The 10,421-nt window shown below is 46.1% G+C and carries 8 protein-coding genes; 3 read left to right on the top strand and 5 right to left on the bottom strand.

Translation table 11 applies throughout. From position 1 onward, the window contains the following. Positions 1-71 precede the first annotated feature (71 nt). A protein-coding gene (locus J3492_RS04670; protein WP_424108382.1) for an IS3 family transposase occupies positions 72-1,147 on the top strand; the annotation gives its coding sequence in 2 pieces (ribosomal slippage) (positions 72-321 and positions 321-1,147; 1,077 coding nt in all). A gap of 96 nt (positions 1,148-1,243) precedes the next feature. Continuing rightward, a complete protein-coding gene (locus tag J3492_RS04665) occupies positions 1,244-1,792 on the top strand; it encodes a hypothetical protein (protein WP_207990378.1) in 549 nt (182 codons plus the stop codon). A 240-nt stretch (positions 1,793-2,032) separates the two neighbouring features. Here J3492_RS04665 and J3492_RS04660 read toward each other — a convergent pair whose 3' ends face one another. Further along, positions 2,033-4,189, bottom strand: coding sequence for an NADPH-dependent 2,4-dienoyl-CoA reductase (locus J3492_RS04660; protein ID WP_243453103.1), 2,157 nt, complete (start codon positions 4,187-4,189; stop codon positions 2,033-2,035). A 315-nt stretch (positions 4,190-4,504) separates the two neighbouring features. Between J3492_RS04660 and J3492_RS04655 the strand changes: the two genes are divergently transcribed. Further along, the gene (locus J3492_RS04655; RefSeq protein ID WP_207990376.1) at positions 4,505-6,184 is read left to right on the top strand and encodes an AMP-binding protein; all 1,680 of its coding nucleotides are present in this window, start codon (positions 4,505-4,507) and stop codon (positions 6,182-6,184) included. Positions 6,185-6,285: 101 nt separating this feature from the next. On the opposite strand, the gene J3492_RS04650 is transcribed toward J3492_RS04655, so the two are convergent. From J3492_RS04650 to hemA, 4 genes are all read right to left on the bottom strand, one after another. Continuing rightward, positions 6,286-6,705, bottom strand: coding sequence for a DUF6691 family protein (locus J3492_RS04650; protein WP_207990374.1), 420 nt, complete (start codon positions 6,703-6,705; stop codon positions 6,286-6,288). A 75-nt stretch (positions 6,706-6,780) separates the two neighbouring features. After that, positions 6,781-7,218 carry a YeeE/YedE family protein gene (locus tag J3492_RS04645; RefSeq protein WP_207990372.1) on the bottom strand — a complete coding sequence of 146 codons (438 nt, stop codon included), beginning with the start codon at positions 7,216-7,218 and terminating at the stop codon, positions 6,781-6,783. Between the two features lie 243 nt (positions 7,219-7,461). Beyond that, on the bottom strand, positions 7,462-8,598 hold the full coding sequence (locus tag J3492_RS04640) for an aminotransferase class V-fold PLP-dependent enzyme (protein ID WP_207990370.1): 1,137 nt from the start codon (positions 8,596-8,598) through the stop codon (positions 7,462-7,464). Between the two features lie 213 nt (positions 8,599-8,811). Beyond that, positions 8,812-10,128 carry a glutamyl-tRNA reductase gene (hemA, locus tag J3492_RS04635; RefSeq protein WP_207990368.1) on the bottom strand — a complete coding sequence of 439 codons (1,317 nt, stop codon included), beginning with the start codon at positions 10,126-10,128 and terminating at the stop codon, positions 8,812-8,814. Positions 10,129-10,421 lie beyond the last annotated feature (293 nt).

Raw genomic sequence — 10,421 nt, 5'->3', positions numbered from 1 at the left:
TGTAACTATCCCCTAAACTAACACAGCTCAAACGTAGAATTTCTTATAAAATACCCATAAGGAGTTTTGATATGAGCAAACGAATGACTGAGACCCAAATCGTATCGATATTAAAAGAAGCAGAAGCTGGGATACCTGCTAAAGAGCTGTGTCGTAAATACGGGATTGCTAGCTCGACTTTCTATAAATGGCGTTCCAAGTATGGTGGTATGGAAGCCTCTGACGTCAAACGCTTAAAAGAGCTTGAAGAAGAAAACCGTAGACTCAAACAGATGTATGCTGATTTAAGCCTTAAAGCGCAAATGCAAGAAGATATCATAAAAAAGCTATAGCGCCTGTACCCGAGCGCAAAGTCTGGGCGCAAGAATTACAGGCGCAGTATGGTGTCAGTATTGCATTGAGCTGTCAGGTCGTGTGCATGAGTCGAACTGCTTACTACTATAAATCTAAACTATCTGATGATAGTGAGATTATCGATGTCTTAAACAAGCTTACTGACAAGCACAATCGTTGGGGTTTCCCAAAGTGTTTTAAGCGTATACGCAAGCTTGGCTATTCATGGAATCATAAGCGAGTACACCGTGTTTATACAGCGTTAAACTTAAACCTACGCCGTAAGTCTAAAAGACGGCTACCAACACGTAATCCCCAGCCGCTAAGTGTGCCAAACGCATTGGGTCATACTTGGTCTATGGACTTTATGAGCGATAAGCTGCACAACAATATTCGCTTTCGAACCTTTAATGTGATTGATGATTACAACCGTGAAGTATTAGGCATTGATATTGGTACCAGTATGCCTTCACTCCGAGTAATTCGCTACCTTGACCAGCTAGCCGAGTGGCATGGCTATCCTAAGCAAATTCGTGTGGATAACGGCAGTGAGTTTACATCCAGCATATTTACTGATTGGGCATCAGCTCATGGCATCTATATTGATTATATCGAGCCTGGCTGTCCTTATCAGAATGCTTATATTGAACGGTTTAATCGCAGTTACCGCAATGAGGTTTTGGATTGTTATTTATTCAATGATTTAAATGAAGTCAGTAAGCTTACTGAGGAATGGATCAAGGTTTATAACACTGAAAGACCCCATGATTCACTTAATGATATGACACCTGCTGAGTACAGGCAGGTGGCTTAATTATTCTACGATGATGTTGTGTTAAGAGTGGGGTATTTACAGCTGCACAATCACTAAGCTCATCAACAATTACCCTGAACTTCGGTAACTTAACCTATGGAACAAATCATCATTCTTTTCTTTGCGCTGACCTCATTCTTTGGGATAGAGAATAATATAATAGCCGCTGATAAAACGACAGTGACGATACACCCTCAAAGCCAACAAATAGAAATCGTTCAAGAGGATTTGTTTGCGATTATTCGCTCAGAGGCTGATTTAGCACTTGCTAGAGAGCAATGGTCTGGCGTGTCTGCCATGACTAAAAGTGACGCTACTTGGGCGCAAGCGTTAGACGGTTTTACTACCAAGACGCTTAGTTTGGTATCACTGGATAATCAGATTCAGCCACAGCTAATGCTGTCTTATAGCGACGAGCAAGCACTGCGGGCGATGGGTGTTTGGTATGACGCTAAGAAAAATCAATTCTCTGTCAATCATGTCCAGCATGATAATCTGCAAACCGAAGACGGCAAGCTGATAGGAAACTATTGGGTTTTTGATGGAGATGAGACGTTTAGCTTTACCATTGAGCCTTTTAAAAAAATGCCTGAAAAATATCAGAAGTTTAAACAACCACTGAGTCAAGTATTGGCTGAAATATAAAATCCAAACCACAACCATTAGCCGCAAAAAAACAGATCCAACCGCTAGCCCTGACGTGAGAGGCGTAAAAAATTGTACACAATTTTAGGCTTGCAAGTAGAGTTCCCTTAAAGGAGAGTTCTTAAAGGTATACTGTCGCAGTTTAGTCTGTACGCCATCAGCAAGGCAGATACAAGCAGACGGCAGGAGATTGTCTCTCTGCCGTCTATTCATCTTAATTTACAACTTTAAATCAAAACCCTAAATCGCAGCGGCAACTTCAGCCCCTTCACGAATGGCACGCTTGGCATCAAGTTCAGCAGCCAGTTTTGCCCCGCCAATCAAATGATACTGCGCATCGGGTGCATCGCCGACGTTCGGCATCAAGTCAGTGACCGACTCCTGACCAGCACAGACCACCACGCTATCGACACGCAGCAGCTGGCTTTGACCTTGGTTATTAGTGATCCAAATACCTTCATTGGTGATTTTTTCGTACTGTGCGCCTGATACTTGGATGACGCCATGTGATTTGATATGAGCACGATGTACCCAGCCGGTGGTTTTATTGAGTCCACGACCCAAACGGCCTTTGCTGCGCTGCATGAGATACACTTGACGCACGGGCGTGATGCCCTCAGGCTTGATCAAGCCGCCCTCAGTTTGATACTGTGGTTCGGCATTGACCCCCCACTCTTCACGCCACTCATCCACCGACTGCGGCGTAGGACGATAGCTTGGATCTTTTAGTGTCTCAGGCCCAAGCTCATCCAATGGCTGACCATGATTGGCCGTTAGATACTCACTCACATCAAAGCCGATACCGCCTGCGCCGATGACTGCCACGGTATCGCCGACCGACTTTTCACCCGATAGTAGCTCAGCGTAGCTGATCACCTGTGGCAAATCTGCCCCTTCAAGCTTACCTTCTAGGCTTCTTGGTACCACGCCAGTAGCGACGATGACATGGTGAAACTTGGCCTTTTCTAACATGTCTTTGTCCACCAAGGTATTGCGTTTAATCTCAACGCCTAAGTGCTCAAGCTCATTAATATAGTAACGGATGGTCTCAAAAAACTCTTCTTTACCTGGAATGACTTTGGCGTAATTAAACTGTCCGCCTAAGATATCTTTGGCTTCAAACAAGGTGACTTCGTGACCACGTAGCGCTGCCACATGCGCCGCTGACATACCAGCGACACCGCCACCGATGATAGCAACTTTTTGCGGTTTTTTGGTTTTTTTGTAGACCAATTCCGTCTCATAGCAGGCTTGTGGATTGACCAGACAGGTTGAGCGTTTGTTTTCAAAGGTATGGTCAAGACAAGCTTGGTTACAGGCGATACAAGTATTGATACGATCGGCTTGACCATTTTTGGCTTTATTGACCCAGTTGGCATCAGCAAGGAACGGACGAGCCATTTGAATCAGATCCGCTTGCCCATCCGCAACGATACCTTCTGCCGTATCTGGCATGTTGATACGGTTGGCGGCCATCATCGGAATGCTAATGTGCTTTTTGACCTCGGCAGTGTAATCAACAAAGGCAGCACGTGGCACGCTAGTTACGATAGTCGGTACGCGCGCTTCATGCCAGCCGATACCAGTATTCATGATGGTCACGCCCGCTTCTTCTAGTGCTTTGGCGACAGTGATGACCTCTTCCATCGTATTACCGTCTTTGACCAAATCAATGACCGACAAGCGAAACACGATGATGAAGTCCTCGCCGACAGCAGCCCGTACGGCCTTGACCACATCGACAGCAAGCTTCATACGATTGTGAATATCACCGCCGTATTTATCTTCACGCTTATTGACATGGCGTGATAAGAACTGATTGAGCAAATATCCCTCAGAGCCCATTATCTCCACACCGTCATAACCCGCTTGCTTGGCAAGGCGAGCTGAACGGGCAAAGTCCTCGACCGTTTGCTCGATATTTTTGATGCTCATCTTACGGGGCTTAAACGGGGTAATGGGTGACTTAATAGGACTGGCTGACACAATAAAAGGGTGATAACCATAGCGTCCACTGTGCAAGATTTGCATGATGATTTTACCATCATACTTATGCACAGCACGAGTGACCCGTTGATGATTAAGAACATCCGCCTTGGTATTCATAGTACCACCAGCAGGCAGCAGCCAACCTGCACGGTTGGGCGAGATGCCGCCAGTGATCATCATCGCTACGCCACCACGGGCACGCTCAGCGAAATAAGCGGCAAGTTTGCCGTAATTATAAAAGCGATCTTCGAGCCCAGTATGCATCGAGCCCATGACCAGACGGTTTTTGAGGGTCGTAAACCCCAAGTCTAGCGGCTCAAACAAATGGGGATAATGCTCATTGGTATTGGCAATATCGATCGTCGTATCAGGGCTGGCAGTGCTGTTGTCGTTGCGGCTGGCGCTCATATCATTATCCTTATGAATGAATAGGTGATCGCGCTATAAATAGCTCGATATTGAATGTTGAATCTATCCTACCATACCGTGATTACCATCAGCTATGCAGACAAACGACTGATGAGTGAGCACTATCCTCATCATTTGTCTTGCTCATTACGTTTATCTGGTTCATAAGGCCCTAATTGGTCGTCATCATAAAATAGACTTACTTTTTGGGTATCTTTGACTATAATAAATGGGATAATGTTTACAGTGAGTCAAACGCTTTATCAGTTTGTCGCTGCTTTATCACATGGAAAAACACAATAAAGGACTATCTTCATGACTGACTTTCATACCGGTCTTGGCAAAAACCCTGCCAACCATCAACCATTGACTCCTATTGACTTTATTATCCGTAGCGCTGCGGTGTACCCCCAACAAACTGCGATTATTTATGATGATCTCGAGCACAACCAGCTGACACAGACTTGGGATGAAACTTATACTCGCTGTCGCCAGTTATCCGATGGTCTGCGCAAATTAGGGATTGATAAAAACGACACTGTCGCTGTCATGCTCCCAAACACACCTGCCATGGTTGAAAGCGCTTTTGGCGTACCCATGTCAGGCGGTGTGCTTTGTACTCTCAACACTCGCCTCGATATCAATGCCTTGACTTTTTGTGTACAGCATTCTGAAGCCAAAGTCTTAATCATGGACAGCGAGTTTGCTGATCTTGCTGAGATTATCGATGAGACCTTCCCCAATTTGATCGTGATACATGCGACAGACGATGCCATCGATGTTGAGCGTTTTGGCAAGATGACCTATGAGGAGCTCATCGCCAGCTCAGACCGTTTAGACAACTGGGAAAAGCCGCTGGATGAGTGGGATGCCATCTCTTTAAACTACACCTCCGGCACTACTGGAACCCCTAAAGGCGTGGTCTACCATCATCGCGGTGCGGCGCTCAATGCCGTCTCCAATATTTTAGATTGGGATATGCCCAAGCAGCCAGTGTATCTGTGGACCTTGCCGATGTTCCATTGCAACGGTTGGTGCTTTCCATGGACCATCGCCGAGCGTGCCGGTGTCAATGTCTGCCTGCGAAAGATTGATGCTGACTTGATTTTACAGCTGATTGCCAAACACAAAATCACGCATTATTGTGCAGCGCCTATCGTACATAATATGATTGCAGGAGGTAACGCAGAATACAAAAACGCCATCGAGCATCAAGTCAAAGGCTGGGTCGCCGGTGCCCCACCATCTGAGGCGATGTTGGCGCAGATGGAATCTATGGGCTTTCATATCTCGCACGTTTATGGGCTTACCGAGGTTTATGGACCAGTTACAGTGTGTGCTGAGCAGCCCGAGTGGGATGAGCTGGATGTGGCGGAGCGGGCACAAAAAAAATCACGCCAAGGGGTGAGATCGCACCTGATGACAGGTTTTGAAGTGTTAAAACAAGGTTCAACCGAGCCAGTTGCAGCAGATGGTGAGGAGATGGGCGAGCTGGCACTACGTGGCAATATGATCATGAAGGGCTACCTCAAAAGCCGCAAATCCACCGAAGAGGCTTTCGCTGATGGTTGGTTCCGTACTGGTGATCTAGGCGTAAAATACCCTGATGGGTATATCAAAATCATGGATAGACTCAAAGATATCATCATCTCTGGCGGTGAAAACGTCTCTAGTATCGAGATCGAAAACGTCCTATATAAGATGCCAGAGATCCAAAGCTGTGCTGTCGTGGCTGCCCCGCATGATAAATGGGGCGAGATACCCGTAGCCTTTGTCGAGATTCATCCTGGCAGTACATTGCAACGTGACACTGTCACCAAGCATTGCAAGCAGCATTTAGCAGGTTTTAAAGTGCCTAAATACATTATCTTTGCTGAAATACCCAAGACCAGTACCGGAAAAGTGCAGAAGTTTGAGCTGCGACAAGCCGCTAAATCATTGGCACATGAAACACCCAAGGTCAGCCCAAGCGCTACTGTACCAACAGCAGAGTAAAGGCTCAAACCATCAAAAAGGTCAGCTCATCAGCCCATAGTAGGCATCGTAAGCTGACCTTTTATCTAGCGCATGCTCAACACCTTTAAACCATGCAAAACTTAACTTATCTTGGGTTCAACCCATTGATATATCAGCATACCCACGATCATCGCTGGTACAAACACATAAGCTTGCCAATGTCCGGTACCAAGTAGCACGATACCAGGCCCTGGACAAATACCGACCAACCCCCAGCCGATACCAAACAGCATCGCCCCAATAATAAGCGGTTTAGTAATGATTGTTTTGCTTGGCATGTCAATCGGTGTTCCAATCCAACTGGACTGCTGCCGCCTCGCCAGCTGCACTCCAACAAGGGCAACCGCCAAACCGCCACCCATCACCAGTGCCAAAGATATGTCCCACGCACCAAACACATCTAAGAAACCTTGTACTTTGGCAGGGTCAGTCATACCCGATATCAATAGTCCCAAGCCGAACAGTAACCCTGCTAGTAATCCAATTATATTTTTTAGCATTGTCGCCTCTCACTGTCATTTTTATAAATCATATTAAACTTTTTTGTGGATCATAGAATCTACGCTGCGCTATATTTATAGTAGCCCCAGTAGATGTCGTCCGATATAGACCGTAGCAATACCAAAAACCATAAAAGTCACTGTCGCTGCCAATGACCTTGGGGAGAGACGCGCATTACCACAGATACCATGACCACTGGTACAGCCTGAGCCTAAGCGTGTGCCAAAGCCGACCAAGAGTCCTGCGGCGATGAGCAAAGGTAACGAGGTGCTCACCTCGATAGCAGGTAAGGGTCGTGCCAGACGATAGAGCAAGGGTGAGCCAATCAAACCCACTATAAATAACACTTGCCACATCTCTACCCGCTTAGGCTTAAGCAGACTAGAAAAAATCCCACTAATACCTGCAATACGTCCAATACCTAATAGCAATATCACTGTTGCTATACCCAGTATTAGCCCACCTACCAAAGAAATCGGAGTAAAGGCCTGCCAGTCTATTTGTATACTCATAAGGTCTCACCTAGCCTGCTTTTTAAGTTATCGATACCGTCAGCCACCTTAAAATCGACATCGAGATCTTGTCACTCTTGACGTGTCGGTATTTAGCTGATTGTATGTCGTTATTTTATCTGAATTCGTTTAATAAAAATACATTATATAATAAAACATAATAAATAGCCAAAAAAATACTGAGTCAATAAATATAATGACTCAGTATTTACTTAACTGATGCTTAATAGATAAAAGGCTTAATTATTTAGTTAATACCTTTTCAAGGGTGTTTTCAAAGCGCTGTACCGCACCGTCTATATCAGTCAACTTATCAAGGCCAAACAAGCCCAAACGGAAAGTTTTAAAGTTTTCTGGCTCACCGACTTTTAGCGGTACACCAGAGGCGATCTGCATGCCCGCTTCCGCAAAAGCACTGCCCTTGTGCATGTCATCACGATCGGTATAAGCCACCACCACACCTGGCGCCTCAAACCCTTCAGCCGCAACACTTTCAATACCTTTGTCTGCAAGCACCTGACGTATACGTTTGCCCAGCTCCCACTGCGCATCACATAGCTTATCAAAGCCAATTTCTTTGGCCTCCATAACGGTATCACGGAACTGACGCAAGCTGTCTGTCGGCATGGTCGCATGATACGCATGACCGCCGTTTTCAAAGGCACGCATGATGTTTAGCCACTGCTTCAAATCTAAGCTAAAGCTATCAGATTCAGTCGTCTCTACTTTTTTGACAGCTGCTTCACTGAGCATCACCAAGCCAGCGCCAGGTGTGCTGCTCCAGCCTTTTTGTGGCGCACTGATGATCACATCAATACCAAGCTTTTGCATGTCTAACCAAACGCAGCCTGAAGCGATACAATCAATAACCAACAGGCCATTGACGCTATGTACAGCCTCGGCCAACGCTTTGATATAGTCTTCGGACAAAATAATACCAGACGAGGTTTCGACATGCGGCGCAAAGACTATGGCTGGTTTTGTTTCTTTAATCTTGGCAACTGCTTCATCGATATCAACAGGTGCAAATGGTTTGGGTGCGTCCGTATCTTCAGCACGGTTGGCAGTCAGTACGGTAGATGACTTGGCGATCTTGCCTTTTTCTAGGATTTGCGTCCAGCGATAGCTAAACCAACCATTACGGATAATCAGACAATCTTCGTCGTTTGCCAGTTGACGTGCCACCGCTTCCATGCCATAAGTACCAGAGCCGGGCACAATAGCAACCGCATCAGCATTATAGACTGCCTTTAAGTTGGTCAACAAATCATTCATGACTTGCTGAAAAACCTTGGACATATGGTTTAGCGCACGGTCTGTATAAACCACTGAGTACTCTAATAAGCCTTCTGGATCGATGTCTTGACGTAATGCTGGCATGAAAACTCCTTGCTAATATTAAATAAATATCCGTTAAGTAAATGCTCGTGTGGTCATGCGAGATAGTAAGCTTGACTTAAAACTGACTATCACGAAGACCTTGATGGTTTGATACTAGCACTGATTATGATGCCTGACAATGGCCGAGCATCGTCATAATGATCTCAATAACAGGTTTCATTTAATGGCTGTTTTTGCTGCTCATGATAAGCGTTAACGTCGACGATAAGCGTCATGCAAGCCTGATACCACAAAGTCCAGCAGCTCACTGTCTCCTTCACGTGCTGCCTTGCGCATTAGTTTCGATGGAGCATGAGTTAGGGTCTGAGTCAGGCGTCGTGACAGCTCAATAATGATGTCTTCAGCATTGGCATCCTCTTGAGTCAGCTTCGCAATAGAGTCTTGCAGCAGTTTATCCACTTGATCATGGCTACGTATGCGATACTGCTCGATATCGCGGCCGACCTGCCGTACTTGAAAGCGGCGCTCCATCTCGACGACCAGCTGACTGACGAGTAACTCAGCATCGACAGCAGCTTGTCTGCGCTGCTCAAGGTTGCCTGCAATCACATGCTGTAAATCATCGACTGAATACAAATACACCGCATCCATACGACTGATATTAGAGTCAATATCACGTGGCACTGCCAAATCAATCAAGAGCATCGGCTGATAGCGGCGGCGTTTAAGCGCTTGCACCGTCATGGTCTTATCAATCAATAGCTCCATGCTACCACTACAGCTACTCACAATATCGGCTTGTGCCAGCACTTGTGGTAAGTCTCGTAGCGGCCTTACCTCTACCGTACGATTGGGCAGGCGCAGCTCATCTGCTAGCGCTTCAGCACGCTCAGGGCTGCGGTTACAGATAATGATGTGACCGACACCCAGTCCTGCAATATGAGTGGCCACCAAACGATTCATCTCACCGGCAGCGACGATCAGCAGTGTGCGATTGGGCATGTCATCAAAAATCTGGGTGGTCAGCTTGGCGGCAGCAAAGCCAAGCGATACGGCATGGGCACCGACCTTGGTCTCGTTACGCACACGTTTAGAAGCGGCAAAAATCTGATCGATCACCCAATTGAGCTGACCACTCAATGCCTGCTCAGCCTGTGCGGTTTGTACTGACTGTTTGATTTGGCCAAGTATTTGCGGCTCACCCAATATCATAGAATCAAGCCCAGCGGCCACTCTTAGCCAATGCGTCAGCGCATGCGTATCACGATGGACATATAAGAAAGGCTCAATCTCAGCACCAGGCAGCTGCTTGAAATTAGCCAACCAAGTTTTGATATGATTGATATGTGCCGACATCGCTGCGGTAGCCGACAGGGTTGTCGTACTACTCAGCTCAGGCACCAAGGCGTAGATTTCTGTGCGATTACAAGTCGACACAATCACGCTGCCATCAGTAAAGGTTTTCAGCTCACCAAGGGCGGCGGCCACATCATCGCCCACAAACGCCAGGCGCTCACGTAAAGCGACTGGTGCGGTTTTGTGATTGACCCCAATGACCACTAATCTCATTATCAATAGACCATAAGTAAACGCTAATAGACATGCTTACCGATCATCATACGACACATCAGTAACGCAATCGACGTCAAATCGAGGCATATCTAATAACGTTATTAATTTGAATAGGTTATATAGCAGTTGCTATATATAAAATCGCTTATTATAGCATTGTTACTGGCTTTATTTAATACTTGCCTAGCATCTGCTTGTATCTGGGTCAGATCAGCATAAATCAACCGCTGCCGGTTAGATTTTTAGTAACACGAGTGCTATTGTTAATTATGTCTATCCGCTTTTATAAT

The organism is Psychrobacter coccoides (assembly GCF_017498085.1).
Taxonomy (GTDB): Bacteria; Pseudomonadota; Gammaproteobacteria; order Pseudomonadales; family Moraxellaceae; genus Psychrobacter; species Psychrobacter coccoides.
Note: the sequence above shows the minus strand (reverse complement) of the source record. Positions and strands in the feature narration are given on the sequence as shown.

Coding starts and splice junctions, on each gene's coding strand:
- J3492_RS04655 (WP_207990376.1), top strand. CDS start 4,505: ATGACTGACTTTCATACCGGTCTTGGCAAAAACCCTGCCAACCATCAA.
- J3492_RS04645 (WP_207990372.1), bottom strand. CDS start 7,218: ATGAGTATACAAATAGACTGGCAGGCCTTTACTCCGATTTCTTTGGTA.
- J3492_RS04665 (WP_207990378.1), top strand. CDS start 1,244: ATGGAACAAATCATCATTCTTTTCTTTGCGCTGACCTCATTCTTTGGG.
- J3492_RS04650 (WP_207990374.1), bottom strand. CDS start 6,705: ATGCTAAAAAATATAATTGGATTACTAGCAGGGTTACTGTTCGGCTTG.
- J3492_RS04640 (WP_207990370.1), bottom strand. CDS start 8,598: ATGCCAGCATTACGTCAAGACATCGATCCAGAAGGCTTATTAGAGTAC.
- J3492_RS04660 (WP_243453103.1), bottom strand. CDS start 4,189: ATGAGCGCCAGCCGCAACGACAACAGCACTGCCAGCCCTGATACGACG.
- hemA (WP_207990368.1), bottom strand. CDS start 10,128: ATGAGATTAGTGGTCATTGGGGTCAATCACAAAACCGCACCAGTCGCT.